The 16,139-nt window shown below is 70.1% G+C and carries 15 protein-coding genes; 9 read left to right on the plus strand and 6 right to left on the minus strand.

What is annotated here, in order from left to right:
* The first annotated feature begins 194 nt into the window (after window positions 1-194).
* Window positions 195-911 carry a PhoH family protein gene (locus ASF25_RS10500; RefSeq protein ID WP_056170413.1) on the plus strand — a complete coding sequence of 239 codons (717 nt, stop codon included), beginning with the start codon at window positions 195-197 and terminating at the stop codon, window positions 909-911.
* Between the two features lie 133 nt (window positions 912-1,044).
* On the plus strand, window positions 1,045-1,293 hold the full coding sequence (locus tag ASF25_RS10505; RefSeq protein ID WP_056170416.1) for a hypothetical protein: 249 nt from the start codon (window positions 1,045-1,047) through the stop codon (window positions 1,291-1,293).
* 231 nt (window positions 1,294-1,524) lie between these two features.
* On the opposite strand, the gene ASF25_RS10510 is transcribed toward ASF25_RS10505, so the two are convergent.
* The 4 genes from ASF25_RS10510 to ASF25_RS10525 form a co-directional block, all read right to left on the minus strand.
* On the minus strand, window positions 1,525-3,054 hold the full coding sequence (locus ASF25_RS10510; protein WP_056304535.1) for a murein L,D-transpeptidase family protein: 1,530 nt from the start codon (window positions 3,052-3,054) through the stop codon (window positions 1,525-1,527).
* A 353-nt stretch (window positions 3,055-3,407) separates the two neighbouring features.
* The gene (locus ASF25_RS10515) at window positions 3,408-4,361 is read right to left on the minus strand and encodes an acetyl-CoA carboxylase carboxyltransferase subunit alpha (RefSeq protein ID WP_200927290.1); all 954 of its coding nucleotides are present in this window, start codon (window positions 4,359-4,361) and stop codon (window positions 3,408-3,410) included.
* A 108-nt stretch (window positions 4,362-4,469) separates the two neighbouring features.
* A complete protein-coding gene (locus ASF25_RS10520) occupies window positions 4,470-6,281 on the minus strand; it encodes an aminopeptidase P family protein (protein ID WP_056304537.1) in 1,812 nt (603 codons plus the stop codon).
* A gap of 24 nt (window positions 6,282-6,305) precedes the next feature.
* Entirely contained in the window at window positions 6,306-7,241 is a 936-nt protein-coding gene (locus ASF25_RS10525; RefSeq protein WP_056304538.1) for a 50S ribosomal protein L11 methyltransferase, read from the minus strand.
* A gap of 178 nt (window positions 7,242-7,419) precedes the next feature.
* On the opposite strand from ASF25_RS10525, the gene ASF25_RS10530 reads away from it, so the two are divergent.
* From ASF25_RS10530 to ASF25_RS10550, 5 genes are all read left to right on the plus strand, one after another.
* Entirely contained in the window at window positions 7,420-7,575 is a 156-nt protein-coding gene (locus tag ASF25_RS10530) for a hypothetical protein (RefSeq protein WP_244472972.1), read from the plus strand.
* A gap of 167 nt (window positions 7,576-7,742) precedes the next feature.
* Entirely contained in the window at window positions 7,743-8,453 is a 711-nt protein-coding gene (modB, locus tag ASF25_RS10535; protein WP_244472973.1) for a molybdate ABC transporter permease subunit, read from the plus strand.
* On the plus strand, window positions 8,450-9,571 hold the full coding sequence (gene modC / locus ASF25_RS10540; protein WP_056304539.1) for a molybdenum ABC transporter ATP-binding protein: 1,122 nt from the start codon (window positions 8,450-8,452) through the stop codon (window positions 9,569-9,571). The genes modB and modC overlap by 4 nt, the downstream gene beginning before the upstream one ends.
* A gap of 168 nt (window positions 9,572-9,739) precedes the next feature.
* Window positions 9,740-10,093, plus strand: a complete 354-nt coding sequence (locus ASF25_RS10545; RefSeq protein ID WP_056170438.1) for a hypothetical protein — start codon at window positions 9,740-9,742, stop codon at window positions 10,091-10,093.
* A gap of 114 nt (window positions 10,094-10,207) precedes the next feature.
* Window positions 10,208-10,633: a SufE family protein gene (locus ASF25_RS10550; RefSeq protein ID WP_056260797.1), complete on the plus strand. Its 426-nt coding sequence runs from the start codon at window positions 10,208-10,210 to the stop codon at window positions 10,631-10,633.
* Window positions 10,634-10,673: 40 nt separating this feature from the next.
* Here ASF25_RS10550 and ASF25_RS10555 read toward each other — a convergent pair whose 3' ends face one another.
* Both ASF25_RS10555 and ASF25_RS10560 read right to left on the minus strand, forming a co-directional pair.
* The gene (locus ASF25_RS10555; RefSeq protein ID WP_244472974.1) at window positions 10,674-11,564 is read right to left on the minus strand and encodes a DUF6456 domain-containing protein; all 891 of its coding nucleotides are present in this window, start codon (window positions 11,562-11,564) and stop codon (window positions 10,674-10,676) included.
* A gap of 195 nt (window positions 11,565-11,759) precedes the next feature.
* The gene (locus ASF25_RS10560; protein WP_056170448.1) at window positions 11,760-12,194 is read right to left on the minus strand and encodes a MucR family transcriptional regulator; all 435 of its coding nucleotides are present in this window, start codon (window positions 12,192-12,194) and stop codon (window positions 11,760-11,762) included.
* A 562-nt stretch (window positions 12,195-12,756) separates the two neighbouring features.
* Here ASF25_RS10560 and ASF25_RS10565 point away from each other — a divergent pair.
* On the plus strand, window positions 12,757-14,916 hold the full coding sequence (locus ASF25_RS10565) for a S9 family peptidase (RefSeq protein ID WP_056304541.1): 2,160 nt from the start codon (window positions 12,757-12,759) through the stop codon (window positions 14,914-14,916).
* A 344-nt stretch (window positions 14,917-15,260) separates the two neighbouring features.
* Window positions 15,261-16,091 carry a hypothetical protein gene (locus tag ASF25_RS10570; RefSeq protein ID WP_200927291.1) on the plus strand — a complete coding sequence of 277 codons (831 nt, stop codon included), beginning with the start codon at window positions 15,261-15,263 and terminating at the stop codon, window positions 16,089-16,091.
* Window positions 16,092-16,139: the final 48 nt, after the last annotated feature.

Genomic DNA, 16,139 nt, shown 5'->3' on the forward strand with positions numbered 1-16,139 from the left:
GGCGCCTTCGCCATCCACAGGCAAGGCCGCCCGGCCGGGAACCGCCCACTTGCGGCCGGATTGGCTGGTGACGGACACTGGTGCCCGGTCGAGGGAGAGGACGAGGATTACGGTAAGAGGGTTCGGCGCGTCACGTTCAACAGGTGCAGTTCAGATTGAGTCCGGTTGGCCAAGTCCAGGTGGAGTATTGATCGATGAAGAGACGGCGCACACGACTTGAACTTGTGGAAGATCGCCCCGTCCGGTTGCACCGGACCCGCTTCGACGAGGAACGCAACCTCAGCCCGATCCAGCCCCTGACCGACCGCCAGGCCCAGTATCTCGACGCCCTGGCCCTTCACAAGCAGGTGATCGTGCTCGGCCCCGCCGGCACCGGCAAGACCTTCATCGCCGGCACCCGGGCGGCGGACCAGCTCCGCCAGCGCCGGATCGGCAAGGTGATCATCACCCGCCCCAACGTGCCGTCGGGCCGCTCGCTCGGGTACTTCCCCGGCACCCTGGAGGAGAAGATCGCCCCCTGGGTCGCGCCGCTGACCGAGACCATGAAGGAACGCATGGGCGCGGCCGCCTTCGACATCGCGGTGAAGACCGGCGACATCGAGGTGGTGCCGTTCGAGGTGATGCGCGGGCGCACCTTCAAGAACTGCCTCGTGATCCTCGACGAGGCGCAGAACACCACCACGGCCGAGATCAAGATGTTCCTCACCCGCATCGGAGATGATTGCCAGGTGATCATCAACGGCGACGTGTCGCAGACGGATCTGCGCGAGACTTCGGGCCTGCGCACGGTGATCCACCTCATCAAAAGCCGGATGATGCCGATCCCCGTGGTGGAATTTACCCTCGACGATATCGTGCGCTCGGGAATTTGTGCTGATTGGGTGCGGGCTTTCGAGGAAACGAATCTCTGACTCGTGGGTTATCATCGGCGGGCATCGCGGAGCCCGCCGCTCACTCCGGTGCGCGCCACGTGTCCTTCACCCGCAAGGGCCGGACGTGCAGACCGGGTGCCGCACTCGGACAAGAACACAACGGGAGTTCCACGTGAGGAAACTGACCTTCGCCATCGCCGTGCTCGCTTCGCTCGGCGGTGCCAGCCTCGCCACCTCCGCTTCGGCCGCGCCCGGCGCGCCGATGGGCGTCACCGCCCCCGAGACCGTGTCCACCGTGCAGATGACCCGCATGGAGCGTCGTATGGAACGCCGCATGATGCGCAACCGGATGGAGCGCCGTATGGAGCGCCGCCACATGCATCGCAAGATGATGCATCGCCGGATGATGCGCCGCATGTAATCGATCGCCGCGCGCGATCGAATCGGAAAGGGCCCCTCGCGGGGCCCTTTTTTCGTTCGGGATAGGATGTGTGTTCGGCGAGGCCCGATTTCGTGCTCCCAGGTGAGACGAGGCGACGGCCTCTGCCGCATCGCGCCGTCAGGGCCCGACCGATGCCGTGTCATCCCGGGGCCGTGCAACGGCATGACATCGGTATCGATCCGGGAGATCCCTCTTCCGGAGCGCGTCCGCTCAATCCTTCGCGGCGGCGTTCCTGGTGATGGAGCCGGTGGTCTTCGTGGGCGACTTCGCCGCCTTCTCCTCGGCGGTGACGATCGTGGCGGGCTTAGGTTTCGCCGGCGGGTTCGCCGCCGCATGGATCTGCCCGGCATGGGCAACCTTCGCCGGGGCCTTCGGAGTGAGCTTGGCCGGCGCCGGATCGGCCGCGACGGCGGGCGGGATCGTCGCCGCGTCGGCGGCCGGGGTCGCCGGAGCGGGACCGTTGCTGAACAGGTTGCCGAGCAGCTTCTTGTAGGCGGCCGGATCGCCGTCGGCGTCGGCCACCATCACGCGGGCGGGTTTTGCCGGGGCCGGCTCGGCGGCGGGTTCGGCCTTCGCCATCAGGGTGGGGCTCGACACACCCGGCTTGGTCTTGCCGGCCTTGGCGGCGGCCTGCGCGGCCGCGGCCTTGGTAGGAATCGGCGCCTCGGCGCTGGCGAGCATCACCGGACGGCCCTTGGCGTCGACCTCGATCTCGCGGGCGCCCGCGATGGTCTCGGGCCGGCTGACTTCGCCGAGGTGGTGGCGGGCGTAGTCCTTCGGATCGTAGGGCTGCTCCGGCTCCTCGGGCTTCACCAGGTTGGCGAAGGCCAGGGTGTTGGCCGGCGGCTGCGGCCGGAACACCGGGTTCTGGCTGCCGTCCTCGTAGACCACGCGGGTGGCGGGCGTGCCCTTGGCGACGAGTTCGGCGATCTCGCGGTTGTCGCGGTCGCGCTTCTCGGCGACCTGCGGGTCGACCCGCGGGGTGCACGAGCCGGCGGCCGCGTCCGAGCCGCCGAACACGTAGCGGGCGCCGCACAGGCCGACCTTCGGCTCCTCGCGCAGGGCCTCGAAGTAATCGGAGCCCTCCTTGAGGTTCTTCCAGAACGGTGCGTTGGGGTCGTTGCGGAACTTCGCGACGTTCGCCGCCGTCATCCGGAACGGATAGGACTGGAACTGGAACGCCCGCTGGCCCCCGGCGAAGGAATCGCGCGCCAGCGCATAGATCTCGCCCATGGATTCGTCGGTCATGGCAAAGCAGCCCGCCGACGAGCAGGTGCCGTGGACCATGATGTAGTTGCCCGTGCGGCCGTTGGCCCGATCGTAGGCGTTGGGGTACCCGGTGTCGAACGAAAGGTAATACGACGAGTTCGGGTTCATCTGCCCCGGAGTCACCGTGTAGAAGCCCTCCGGCGCCTGGCGGTCGCCCTGCTTGGTCTTGGGGCCGAGTTGGCCCGACCAGCGGCAGATCGGGAACGTCTTCAGGAGCGCGTACTGGCCGTTGGTGCCGCGCTTCCACACCTCCATCTCCGCTTCCTTCTTGTAGGCGCGGATGAGGATGGGGTCGTTCTCGGCCATGCCCTTCTGGGTCATGAGCGCGAGGGTCTTGGGCGGCACGGGCGCGAGGGCGCGCAGGGGAACGCCGCCGCCCGTCGAGCCGTCCTGGCAGGCGCCAAGCGAGATCGTGAGCGCGGCGAGGGCAGCGATCACGGACGGGCGCAACGCCGACGGGCGCACAGCCATGGGGAACCCCGTTCTCAAAAGTCACGCGTCCGCGGGATTCTCCCGTCGGACGCCACTCCCCAACCCAATAGCTCCGTTAAACTTACCCTCTTGTTACCGCAAGGCGATGGCAGCGGCGGCCGAGGGAGCCTGTGAATCCCGGGCATGGTTCGACGGACCCGCGGAACCCCGCTCCGGGGCCCAACAAACCGTACGCGAAGCCCTTGGTGCGGAACGACTTTTCATCGTGGTCGCGGCGTCGTCCACCATCCGACGCATGTGCGCTCCCGCACGGCCCGTCCGAATAAACGTTAAAAGGTTCCTGCCACGAACCTGCGACAAAACGTCCAGCGCCCGTATCGTTCCCCGGTCGGCTACAGCTTCCGGCCGATCTCCAGGAACTTGACCGCGCGGCGGTCGCGGATCTCGTCCGGCGACAGGCCGTCGAATTCGGTGAGCGCGCTGGCTATCGCCTGTCCGGCGGCGGCGGTGGCGGCGGCGCGGCCGCGATGGGCGCCGCCCGTGGCCTCGGGCACGATGGTGTCGATGATGCCGAGGCGCAGCAGGTCCTGCGCGGTGATCTTCATGGCGGTGGCGGCGTCCGCCGCCCGGCCCTGGTCGCGCCACAGGATCGAGGCGGCGCCCTCGGGCGAGATCACGCCGTAGATCGCATGCTCCATCATCAGCACGCGGTTGGCGGTGGCGAGGGCGATGGCGCCGCCGGAGCCGCCCTCGCCGATGACGAGGGCGAGGTTGGGGACGCCGAGCCCGAGGCAGGCTTCCGTGGAGCGGGCGATGGCCTCGGCCTGGCCGCGCTCCTCGGCCTCGATGCCGGGGAACGCGCCCGCCGTGTCGATGAAGGCGAGGACCGGCAGGCCGAACCGGTCGGCCATCTCCATCAGACGCACGGCCTTGCGGTAGCCCTCGGGCTTCGCCATTCCGAAATTGTGGTGCAGGCGCGTCTCGGTCGAGTGGCCCTTCTCCTGGCCGATGACGCAGACGGACCGGCCCCGGAATCGACCGAACCCGGCCACGATGGCGGCGTCCTCGCCGAAGGCACGGTCCCCGGCGAGCGGCGTGAACTCAGTGATGAGATCGGCGCAGTAATCGACGAAATGCGGCCGCTGCGGATGGCGGGCCACCTGGGTCTTCTGCCACGGGGTGAGCGAGGCGTAGATGTCCGACAGGGCGGAGGCGGCCTTGGCTTCGAGACGCCCGACCTCCTCGGTGATGGACACGGCGCCGTCGCGGGCGCCCACCGCCTTCAGTTCCTCGACCTTCGCCTCGAGTTCGGCGACGGGCTTCTCGAAGTCCAGGTAGGAGCGCATCACCGTCATCGGTCTCAAGGTCCATCCCAATCGCGGGCGCCGGGGTTTTGGGGACCCGGTGCGGTGCGGGGTGTTGGCGAAGGCCGGGCGGGTGTCAACCGCGCGGGGTCAGGCGAGGGGGCGGGTGGCCGCGTCGAGCCAGGCCCGCGTCGGGGCGTCGAGGTGGGGGCCGAGGGCGTCGCGGACCCGGGCGTGATAGGCGTCGATCCAGGCGTGCTCGGCCGGGCCGAGGAGGTCCACGGCGACGAGGCGGCGGTCGAACGGCGCCAGGGTCAGGGTCTCGAAGCCGAGCATCGGGCGCTCGCCCCCGGGGATGGCGCGCGGCTCGACGAGGACGAGGTTCTCCAGGCGGATGCCGTACGCCCCGGCGCGGTAATAGCCCGGCTCGTTGGAGAGAATCATGCCGGCCTCCAGGGGCACGGTGCCGGTCTTGGCGATGCGCTGCGGGCCCTCGTGCACGGAGAGGAAGGCGCCGACCCCATGGCCGGTGCCGTGGTCGAAGTCGAGGCCGGCGTCCCACAGGGCGGCGCGGGCGAAGCCGTCGATCTGCGCCCCCGTCGTGCCCTTGGGAAACACCGCCCGCGCGATGGCGATGTGGCCCTTGAGCACCCGGGTGAAGCGGTCGCGCATGAGGTCCGTGGGCGGGCCGACGGCCACCGTGCGGGTGATGTCCGTGGTGCCGTCGGCGTATTGCGCGCCGGAATCGATGAGAAAGAGTTCGCCGGGCCGGACCCTTCGGTCGGTCTCGCGGCTCACCCGGTAATGCACGATGGCGCCGTTGGGGCCGCTGCCCGAGATGGTCGGGAACGAGACGTCCCGCAGCAGGCCGCCCTCGCTGCGAAAATCCTCCAGGGCCTCCACGGCGGCGATCTCGGTCAAGCCCTTCGCCCCATCGAGCCAGGCGAGGAAGCGGACCACCGCGACGCCATCGCGAAGATGGGCGGCGCGGGTGCCGGCGATCTCGGCTTCGTTCTTCACCGCCTTCAGGGCGGTGATCGGGTCCGGGCCGGTCTCGGCCACGCCGCCGGCAGCCTCGATCCGAACTTTCAGGGCGATGGCCGCCGTGGCGGCGTCGAGGCGGATCGTCCGGCCCTTCGCGAGCCCGTCGAGGGCGGTCTCGAACGCCGAGCGGGGCCGGAGGTCGGCGACCGGCGCCAGCGCCGCCCGCAAGGCGGGGGCGATGTCGGGCGAAGCGAGGAACAGGGTCGGGCGGCCCTCCAGGGGCAGGATCGCGTAGCCGAGCGCCAGGGGCGTGTGCGCCACGTCGGCGCCGCGCAGGTTGAACGCCCAGGCAAGGTTGTGCGGATCGGAGATCACCAGGGCGGCGCACGCGGCCTTAGCGAGGGCCGCGCGGATGCGGACGAGTTTCTCGGGGATCGCCTCGCCGGCGAGCGCGAGGGGATGAGGCACCACGGGGCCGGCGGGCGCGCCGGGTCGGTCGGCCCATACGGCATCGACGGGGTTGGCGGCGACGGCGCGCAGGGTCGCCCCGACCTTTTCGGCGACCCGCGCCAGGCGGGCGACACCGTCCGGCGTGTGCAGCCATGGATCGTAGCCCAGCACCTGGCCGCGCGTGAGATGAGCGCCGATCCACGCCTCGACATTCGTCTCGGCGAGTTGGACCGGGGTGATGACGGCGGTGTCGACCTGGGCCGGAGCCTGGAGGGTGTAGCGCCCGTCCACCACCAAGGCGGCGGTGTCCGTCAGGATCACCGCCGTACCCGCCGAGCCGGTGAAGCCCGTGAGCCAGGCGAGGCGCTCGGCCCCGGGCGGCACGTATTCCGACTGGTGCTCATCGGCGCGGGGCACCACGAACCCGTCGAGCCCCTCCGCCGCCAGGATTGTTCGCAGGGCCGCGATGCGTGCGGCGCCCGCGCGGTGACTCGGATCGTCGAAGGTCTGGAAGCGGACGCGCGTCATGCGGCCAGGGTTACGCCGGGCGGTTCAGTGCGGCAACCATCCGCGCAGGGGCCGGGGTGCGGCGCCGCCGCGCTTGAGCACCAGGGTGGCCCAGCCCTCGATGAGGCCGTGGCGGGCGAGATGGAAGCCGCGGTGGCGGTAGGTCGAGAGCACGCCCGGCACGTCGCGCTCGATGAGGCCCGAGAGGATGAGCACGCCGCGATCCGCCACCACCGCCGTGAGCGAGGGCGCGAGGCCCTTCAGCGGGCGCGCCAGGATGTTGGCGAACACCACGTCGAACCGGCGCGGCCGGCGGGCGAGCGCGTGGCGCACGCCCGGGCCCTGGTAGAGCCGGAGCGTCGGGCCCAATCCGTTGAGGCGGGCGTTGCCGATGGCCGTCGTCACCGCCTCGGGGTCGAGGTCGCCGGCGATGACCGGGGTGTGCAGGGCTTTGGCCGCCGCGAAGGCCAGGATGCCGGTGCCGGTGCCGACATCGAGGACGTGGGCCGGGCGGCCGCGCTTCAGCACGTCGGCCAGCGCCCGCAGGCAGCCCAGCGTCGTGCCGTGGTGGCCGGTGCCGAAGGCCAGCGCCGCCTCGATCTCGATGGCGAGATCGTTGACCCGCACGGTGTCGCGGTCGTGGCTACCGTGGACGAGGAAGCGCCCGGCCCGCACGGGGTTGAGCCCCTCGAGGGAGGCACGGACCCAGTCCTGCTGGTCGATGGTCTCGAAGGTCGCCGCATCGGCCTGGTCGCCGACCACGGGCCGGATGAGGTCGCGGACCCACGCCTCGTCGGGCGCGTCGGCGAAATACGCCTCCAGGCGCCAGGTCCGGCCGTCCTCCGCCTCGAAGGCGGCCACCGCCGTCTGCGTCGGGTCGAACATCTCGCCCAGCAGGTCGGTCATCGCCTTGGCCGCCCCCTCGTCCGTGAGGAGCCGGAGCACGTGGGTCGGGCGGTGGGGGGGAAGGCCTTCGAGCATGGACGAGGGCTCTAACATCCCGGGCGATGCGTCGCCACTGTCGCGAAAATCTTACGGAACGGGGGCGGAAGTTCCGCGTTTGTCCTCGCTTCCCGGAGTCGCTTCGATCATCGCGGGTGCCCGTGTGCGTATGAAAATCAAGAGAACCGGCGCGCGAACGCCGGTGGTCATGGCGGAAATGTCCAAGTCCCGCAGGCGCCTCGCCCGCGGACGCGCGGGGATTCTCGACGCCGAGGCGCTGACCGCGCCGGTGCCGGGGCCCATGCTCGTGCTCCTCAGCCGCCTGCATCGCTCCGAGACCTCGTTGCGCGACGAGGACGAGCGTCAGTCCTGAGGCGGCCTTCGAAGGGTTGGCCCGGGTTCGCCAGCTCCGACGCCTGAAGTTGCGCGCGCCGTCTCCGGCGGCGCGGGCCCATGGGTGGCATCGTGGGCAGCGCCCGTTAAACCGCGTAGCTTGGCGACCGATCCGCGATCCGCCGCGCCCTTACCCCGGACTGCGCCTTGGACATTCCCGGCCTCGCCCTCGGCCTCACGCCCGACGAGTGGACCGCCATCGCCCTCAGCCTGCGGGTGGCGGCGGTGGCGACGGTGGCGAGCCTCGGTCCCGGCCTGGCGGTCGCCTGGCTGCTGGCGCGAAAACGCTTTCCCGGGCGCAGTCTCCTCGACGGGCTCGTGCACCTGCCCCTGATCCTGCCGCCGGTGGTGACGGGCTATCTCCTGCTCCTCGCCTTCGGCCGGCGCGGCACCTTCGGGGCGGCGCTGGCCGAGGCCGGCATCGTGCTGTCGTTCCGTTGGACCGGGGCGGCGCTCGCCTGCGCGGTGATGGGGTTCCCTCTCATGGTGCGGGCCATGCGCCTGTCCATCGAGGCCGTGGACCGGCGGGTCGAGCAGGCGGCGGCGACCCTGGGGGCCTCGCCGTGGGCGGTGTTCCGCACCGTGACCCTGCCGCTCGCGCTCCCGGGCGTGCTCGCCGGGGCGGTGCTGGCCTTCGCCAAGGCCATGGGCGAGTTCGGCGCCACCATCACCTTCGTGTCGAACATCCCCGGCGAGACCCAGACCCTGCCGTCGGCCATCTACAGCCTGACCCAGGTGCCGGGCGGCGAGGCCGGGGCCTTACGCCTCACCCTCGTCTCCGTGGCCCTCTCCATGGCGGCGCTCCTCGCCTCCGAACTCCTGGCCCGGCGCCTCGCCCGCCGGCTGGGGGCCGGATGAGCCTCCGGTTCGAGGCCGCCCTAGCGCGCGGCGCCTTCCGGCTCGACGTCGCCTTCACGGCGCCCTCCGGCCTCACCGCCCTGTTCGGGCCCTCGGGCTCGGGCAAGACCACGGTGATCGATTGCCTCGCGGGCCTCGCGCGGCCCGACCGGGGCCGCATCGTCGTCGACGGGCGGACCCTCCTCGATACGCAAGGCGGCATCGCCCTCCCCGTCCATCGCCGCCGCATCGGCGTGGTGTTCCAGGAAGCCCGGCTGCTGCCGCATCTCAGCGTGCGCCAGAACCTCGATTACGGCCGGCGGTTCTTCGCCCGCGGCGACGCGGAGAGCCCCGGCCTCGGCTTCGACGACGTGGTCGGGCTGCTGGGCATCGGCCATCTCCTGGCCCGGCGCGCCGCCGGCCTGTCGGGGGGCGAGGGCCAGCGCATCGCCATCGGCCGGGCGCTGCTGTCGCGCCCGCGCCTGCTCCTCATGGACGAGCCGCTCGCCGCCCTCGACGCGGCCCGCAAGGCCGAGATACTGCCCCTCATCGAGCGCCTGCGCGACGCCGCCGGCCTGCCCATCGTGTATGTCAGCCACGCCGTGTCGGAGGTGGCGCGCCTCGCCGACACCCTCGTGGTGCTGGAGGCCGGGCGCGTCGCCGCCGCCGGCCCGGCCGAGACCCTGCTGCGCATCGGCGAACTCGGCCCCGAGCACGCCGCGCAGGGCGGCAGCCGCCTCGACATGGTGGTGGCCGGGCACGATTCCGCCTCGGGCCTCACCCGGCTCTCCGGTGCCGTCGGAACCTTGAGCGTCCCCCGCCTCGACCGCGCCGTCGGCACGGCGGTGCGCCTCCTCGTGCCGGCCCGCGACGTGCTGGTGGCGATCGAGATCCCCGTGGGCCTCAGCGCCCGCAACGTGCTCGCCGGGACCGTGCGGGATCTCGCGCCCCTCGGGGACGGGGCCGTGCGCGTCACACTCGCGTGCGGCGGCGTGGCGCTGGCCGCCCGCCTCACGCAGGCCTCCGTGCGCGACCTCGCGCTCACGCCGGGCCGCCCGGTCTTCGCCGTGGTGAAGAGCGTCGCGTTCGATCCCCAGGGCATCGGCACCGGCGGGAGTACCGCGCCGGTGGAGATCTGAAACGCCCGCCCCGACTCCTAAGATTCGATGGATGGCCGCAACGCTCCCTTGACGACACACGCACGGACCGGTGGGCGGGGACGATTCCTTAAGACTCGATTCAGGCCCCGCGCGTTCACTGGTCTCTCGGACTGGTATCCTGTCATCCAAGGAGGCGCGGGGCGAACGATGCAGATCTCGACCATCACCGCGACCCCGGCGTTCCGGGGACCGGGCGCGGGTCCGGCCCCCGTCGCCCCCGTCGCCGCGCCGGAGCCCCTCGCGCCCGCCGTGCGCGTCGACATCCGCAATCCGGAGCGTGACGCGCCCCGGCCGGAGCCGGACGCGGCGGTGACGCCGAACGAGGCCCGCGTCCGCATCGACCGGGACACCCGCACGGTGGTCTATCAGGAGGTCGATCCGGCATCGGGCGACGTGGTGATCCAGCTGCCCGATCCGGTGATCCTCAAGGCCCGCGCCTACGCCGAGCAGGCGGCCGCCGCCCGCGCGACGACCGAGCGCCCCCTCGACCGGACGGCCTGACGGGGCTCCCGAGCCCTGCGCATCCCCGACGCGGGCGGCGCTTCGGGGTCGCATCCGCCGGCGGGAGGCCTATATCGGAGGAAGCCCAGCCCGATCGCGAGACCGCCCCCATCCATGCTGCCGCCCATCGAGACCATCATCGAGAATTTCGGAATCCTGGACGAGGGACCGGACCAGATCGAGTACCTCATCGAACTCGGTCGCGCCCTGCCGCCGTTTCCGGAGGATCTCCTCACCGAGCACAACCGGGTCCACGGCTGCGAGAGCCAGGTCTGGGTGGCGTCCCGCATGGACGAGGCACAGGAGCCACCGCGGCTGAGCCTGCGCGGCACCAGCGATTCCACGGTGACCAAGGGGCTGATCGCCCTGGTGATGGCCCTTCACGACGGCAAGACGGCGCAGGAGATTGGCGCCGTCGACGTGTTCGGGGTGTTCAAGGAGATCGGGCTCGGCGCCCACCTCACCTCGAAGCGGTCCAACGGCGTGCGCGCCATGGCCGAGCGCATCCATCACGACGCGGCCCGGCTCCTGGCGGCGTGAGCGTCGCATCGGCCGGGCCCGTTCGGACGGATGCGGAAAATCAGAGCGCCGCAGCGTCCCGCCACAGGCGCATCCGGCCCCGGTCCGGCCCCACGGCCTCGCGCTCGAAGCCGTAATGTTCGGCGAGACGCGCCAGCGCGATGCGGGCCACCACCTTGGCCGAGCGCGCCGGCCAGCGCCGCTCGGCCTCGATGCGCTCCAGCCCTTTCAGGAAGCCGCAGAGGTCGATGAGCAGGCCCGAGAGGTCGCTGCCCACGGCGGCCAGGGCCGTGCGTACGCGCTGGCGCGCCGCCAGCATGGCGTCGGAGGCGCTCGACGGATCGCGCGGCCCCGAGCCGTCGACCTTCGGCCCGCTCCAATCCGCCCCCATGCGCGGCATCATCACCGCCCGGGTCAGGTCGCGGCGCAGGCGTTCGCCGGCCTCGTAGCAGGCGGCGTCGATGAGCGGCACGCCGTCCCGGTCCCGGCGCCGGGCCATCCATGCCAGCGGGCTCTCGGCGGCGTCGCGTAAGGGACGCCCTTCGCGGGCGCCTTGCCGGGCGCCACCCTCGCCGACGAGGTCGAGGTGCTGGGCGAGGTAGGGCGGATGGGTGCCCGCCCGCTCGCGCCGCAGGCGGGCGAGCCCGGCCGGGCTGAGGGTGAGGCGCGCGTTGCGGCCGGCCGCCCGTTCCGCGAGGTCGGCGGACAGGAGCGCCGCCCCGGCTGCGGCGGGAAAGCGCCCGGCCCCGAGGGACACGCCGGCTCCGCCCACCCGCACGATGAACCCGCCCTCCGTGCCGGCGCCGTCCGCCGTCGGATCGGGCAGCGCGTAGGCGCCCTCTTCGGCCAGGGCCGCGAGGAGGTGCCTGGCGTCGCGCCCGAGAACCGGCGCCAAGCCGGCCGGACGGACCGTAGTGCGGGAAGTCGACGCAACGGATCGAATTTTGTTCATGATTTGTTCCACGAGCAACGCGGGCCAGCTCATCGCCCTGCAACCCATGATAAAGGATATAAGTCCTAAATCAAGCCCGATTTCCCATTGCCCGGACATAATTCTCCGGGCGGATGCTGTGGCTCCGCCCGGTGCGAGGCATCGCCTCGAAGTCGCCGCCTCGACGGCAGACCTTCGTGCGATGCCGGACCGCCCTCAGGCGGCTTCGTCGTAGTTTCCGTTGCGGGTCTGGCCGAGGCCGATGGCCTTGGCAAGGTCGGACCGGGCCTTGGCGTAGTTCGGGGCGACCATCGGATAGTCCGGCGGCAGGCCCCACTTCGCACGATACTGCTCGGGGCTCATGTCGTACTTCGCGCGCAAGTGACGCTTGAGCGACTTGAACACGCGTCCGTCTTCCAGGCAGATGATGTGGTCCGCCGTCACGGATTTCTTGACGGAGACCGCCGGCTGCTGCGGAGCGGACGGAGCCTTCGGCTCCTCCTGGCCGCTGCCGATCTGGATCAGCGAGGCGTGGACCCGGCCGATGAGCTGGGCTAGCTCCGCCGGGGGAACCGGGTTGTTGCTCACGTAGGCCGAAACGATGTCGACCGTCAGTTCCACGTAATCCGCCGAATTTTCAAATTCAGTCATAGTCTTAGCGTTTCCTTAAATGCACAGATCCCCCCGGGACGAAAAAGCCCGATCGGTCTGGCGCCCAATGCCTCGATGGGTTGATGATGGTTTGCAGCATCAACGTCCGCTCTCCCGAAGGAGTGTAATCTATAGCGACGCACCCTGCCATGGGACGGGAAGCAATTAATCATTCCTCCAGCGCAGGACAAGGCAGTCGAAACCATCTTGCGTCGCGCCGTTGCACTGAATAATAATTCATCGAACACAATTGCACGGACACATCTGCACACGGCGCGCAATGTCCTGAGCTGTACAATCATGTACTTTTCAGCTCATTCTCGGGAGCCGCGAGGGCTCATCGCGGCGACGAAACGGCTTGCCGTAACGATGAATCGTCTTGTCCCCGCCAGCCCGCGTCCGCTCCGATCGTCCCCGGTCCAGGGCTCCGTCCCGGTCGGAGGCCCCTTGCCGGCCCCCTCCCGGCGCTGCACATGGCTGTGACGAGTGGCGGGCACGCCGGTTCGATCATGCGAAGCATGCCCGCCCCGCGCCGCGCCAGCCCGATCCGAGGATTTTGGCCATGGTAACCGACCGTATTCCCATCACAGTTCCGTCAGCGGCACCGGTGGCCGAAGCGCGGCCCCATGCCTTCACGGTCCACGGCCGCACGACTATCGACGATTACGCCTGGCTCAAGGCGGAAAACTGGCGCGCCGTCCTCAAGGACCCGGCCGCCCTGCCGGACGAGATCGGCGCCTACCTGAAAGCCGAGAACGCCTACGCGGACGCCGCCCTGGAACCCGTCGCCGCCCTGCGAAAGACCCTGGTGGCCGAGATGCGCGGGCGCATCCGCGAGGACGACAGCGGCGTGCCCGAGCCCGACGGGCCGTTCGCCTACTACACCCGGCACCGCGACGGCGGCCAGCATCCCCTGGTGTGCCGGCGGCCCCGCACCGTGGTGGTGATCCCGGGGCAAGGCGCCGAGACCGCCGCCGAGGGCGGCCCCGAGGAGGGCGAGGTCATTCTCCTCGACGGCGACCGGGAGGGGGCGGGTCTGGCCTTCTTCGAGATCGCGGCGGCTGTCCATTCCGACGACCACGCGCGGCTGGCCTGGAGCGCCGACACCAACGGCTCGGAGTTGCACACCATCCGGGTGCGCGACCTCGACACCGGCCTCGACGGCCACGACCGCATCGAGGCGACCACGGGCGAAGTGGTGTGGACCAAGGACGGCAGCGCGTTCCATTACGTCGCCCTCGACAGCAACCACCGCCCGGCCCGGGTCCTGCGCCACCGCCTCGGCACCCCGCAGGCCGAGGACGTGCTGCTCTACGAGGAGCCGGATTCGGGCTTCTTCGTCCACATCGAGGAGACCCAGTCGGGCGACCACCTCGCCATCACGGCGAGCGACCACGAGACCTCGGAGGTCCGCCTCCTCGACCGGGGCGCCCCCGATGCGGCGCCCGTGCTGGTGCAGCCGCGCACGCCCCTGCTCATCTATTCCGTCGAGAACTGGGGCCCTCACCTCTTCATTCTCACCAACGCCGACGGGGCGGTGGACTTCAAGATCGCCACCGCCCGGATCGAGGCGCCCGGCCGCGAGAACTGGACCGACGTGGTGCCGCACCGGACCGGCGTGATGATCCGCCACCAGCACATCATCGCCGAGCACATCGTGCGGTTGGAGATCGAGAACGCCCGGCCCCGCATCGTCGTGCGCGACATGGCGGGCTCCGAGCACGTGGTGGCCTTCGCCGAGGAGGCCTATTCCCTCGGGCTGCAGCCCGGTCACGAGTTCGAGACGGCGGTGATCCGCTTCACCTACTCGTCGATGACCACGCCGGCCGAGACCTACGACTACGATTGCGTCACCCGCTCGCGGCAGCTGCGCAAGCGCCAGACGATCCCGAGCGGCCACAAGCCCGAGGACTACGTCACCCGCCGGCTGTTCGCCACGGCGCCGGACGGCGAGACCGTGCCTGTCTCGCTCCTGCACCGGCGCGACCTCGTCCTCGACGGATCGGCGCCCCTGCTGCTCTACGGCTACGGCTCCTACGGCACCCTGATGCCGGCGGCGTTCCGCACCAACCTGCTGTCCCTCGTCGATCGCGGCTTCGTCTACGCCATCGCGCACGTGCGCGGCGGCACCGAGAAGGGCTGGAACTGGTACCTCGACGGCAAGCGCGACAAGAAGCCCAACACCTTCTCGGACTTCGTCGCGTGTGGGCGGGCCCTGATCGAGGCGGGCTACACCCGCTCCGGCAACATCGTCGCCCATGGTGGCTCGGCCGGCGGTATGCTCATGGGGGCGGTGGCCAACCTGGCGCCGGAGCTGTTCGCCGGAATCGTCGCCGACGTGCCCTTCGTCGACGTGCTCAACACCATGCTGGACGGCGACCTGCCCCTGACCCCGCCGGAATGGCCCGAATGGGGCAACCCGGCCGACAGCCTCGCCGCCTTCGAGACCATCCTGTCGTACTCGCCCTACGACAACGTGGGGGCACGAGCCTATCCGGCGATCCTGGCGCTCGGCGGCCTCACCGACCCGCGCGTGACCTACTGGGAGCCGGCCAAATGGGTCGCGCGCCTGCGGGCCACCATGACGGGCGGCGGCCCGGTGCTCCTGCGCATCAACATGGAGGCGGGCCACGGCGGTGCGGCCGGCCGCTTCGACCGCCTGGAGGAGGTCGGCCTGATCTACGCCTTCGCCCTGATGGCGGTGGGCCGGGCGCAGGCGTAGGGCACGCTCCGCCGTGGCGGGCGCCTGTCCCGGCGGCGTGCCACCGGTACATCGGACAGGAGCCCCCGCGCGACAGATACAGCCGTGGAATCTCAATTCCACGGCCTCTTCGACGCTCTTTACCATGAAAACATTGGTAAACAGTCAAGCAGCTTTGTTTTTGTTGATAATCAAGCTTTCGTGCAGCGTTAATCTTGCGGGAACATGGAGAGGTCACTTATGTCCGATGCTGGAAAAGATCTTTTGGCGTAGGATTTCACATGTTGAATCCGTTGGTCCGGCGTATCTTCAGTCCCGGAAAGTTCGAGCGCGTCCTTGCGGAACGACTCACCGAACCCCTTCACGTGAACATCGCTGCTGCGTTCGTGGCGTTGTTCGGAAGCTTTCGTCGGAAGGTCGACTTCGATCTGGTGATCCGGCCGCAATACGCCTTCCCGATCCTGCGCGCCGCCGACCTCGCGCGCGAATGGGGCTATACACGCCTGACCATCCTCGAATTCGGCGTGGCGTCCGGGGCAGGGCTTCTCAACATCTGCCGGATCGCCGAGAACGTGACGAAGGCCACCGGCATCACGTTCCGCGTCGTCGGCTTCGACACCGGCACCGGAATGCCGCCGCCTATCGACTACCGCGACCTACCGGAGATCTATCAGGCCGGCGACTTCCCCATGGACGTCGAGCGCCTGCGGAACAACCTCCCGGTCAATTGCGAGCTGATCATCGGCGACATCGCCGAGACCCTGCCCCGCTTCCTCGAGACCGTGACGGTGGATGCGCCGATCGGGTTCGCGTCCATCGACGTGGATTACTATTCTTCTGCCAAGCAAGCCCTGGAAATCTTCCGCGGCTCACCCGATAAATACCTCCCCCTTCTGCCGATCTACCTCGACGACGTCGGCGACATCACGGTCAACCCCTGGGTGGGGGAGGCCCTCGCGGTCAACGAATTCAACACGGAGAACGAGCTGCGCAAAATCGCGCCCTGGACGATGCTGCGCGCACGCCGCCTCTGCAAGAACGCCAAGTGGATCGATCACATCTTCGGCGTCCACATTCACGATCACAAAATCCGCACACCAGGCGGCCGGGTCGGGCGTCGCCTGACTATCGACAACGAGTTCATCGGAGTCGCCTTCAAGGACGCGCCCGCAGGCGAACGGCCGAAGGCGGCCTGAGCGGCCTGAGGCTCCGCCTCCCGATAGGGCTTCGGCCGCGCGCGGCGC

Origin of the sequence: Methylobacterium sp. Leaf100, from assembly GCF_001422845.1 — a bacterium.
Taxonomy (GTDB): Bacteria; Pseudomonadota; Alphaproteobacteria; order Rhizobiales; family Beijerinckiaceae; genus Methylobacterium.

Coding starts and splice junctions, on each gene's coding strand:
- ASF25_RS10500 (WP_056170413.1), top strand. CDS start 195: ATGAAGAGACGGCGCACACGACTTGAACTTGTGGAAGATCGCCCCGTC.
- ASF25_RS10565 (WP_056304541.1), top strand. CDS start 12,757: ATGGTAACCGACCGTATTCCCATCACAGTTCCGTCAGCGGCACCGGTG.
- ASF25_RS10560 (WP_056170448.1), bottom strand. CDS start 12,194: ATGACTGAATTTGAAAATTCGGCGGATTACGTGGAACTGACGGTCGAC.
- modC (WP_056304539.1), top strand. CDS start 8,450: ATGAGCCTCCGGTTCGAGGCCGCCCTAGCGCGCGGCGCCTTCCGGCTC.
- ASF25_RS10555 (WP_244472974.1), bottom strand. CDS start 11,564: ATGAACAAAATTCGATCCGTTGCGTCGACTTCCCGCACTACGGTCCGT.
- ASF25_RS10545 (WP_056170438.1), top strand. CDS start 9,740: ATGCAGATCTCGACCATCACCGCGACCCCGGCGTTCCGGGGACCGGGC.
- ASF25_RS10515 (WP_200927290.1), bottom strand. CDS start 4,361: ATGCGCTCCTACCTGGACTTCGAGAAGCCCGTCGCCGAACTCGAGGCG.
- ASF25_RS10530 (WP_244472972.1), top strand. CDS start 7,420: ATGTCCAAGTCCCGCAGGCGCCTCGCCCGCGGACGCGCGGGGATTCTC.
- ASF25_RS10510 (WP_056304535.1), bottom strand. CDS start 3,054: ATGGCTGTGCGCCCGTCGGCGTTGCGCCCGTCCGTGATCGCTGCCCTC.
- ASF25_RS10525 (WP_056304538.1), bottom strand. CDS start 7,241: ATGCTCGAAGGCCTTCCCCCCCACCGCCCGACCCACGTGCTCCGGCTC.
- ASF25_RS10550 (WP_056260797.1), top strand. CDS start 10,208: ATGCTGCCGCCCATCGAGACCATCATCGAGAATTTCGGAATCCTGGAC.
- ASF25_RS10520 (WP_056304537.1), bottom strand. CDS start 6,281: ATGACGCGCGTCCGCTTCCAGACCTTCGACGATCCGAGTCACCGCGCG.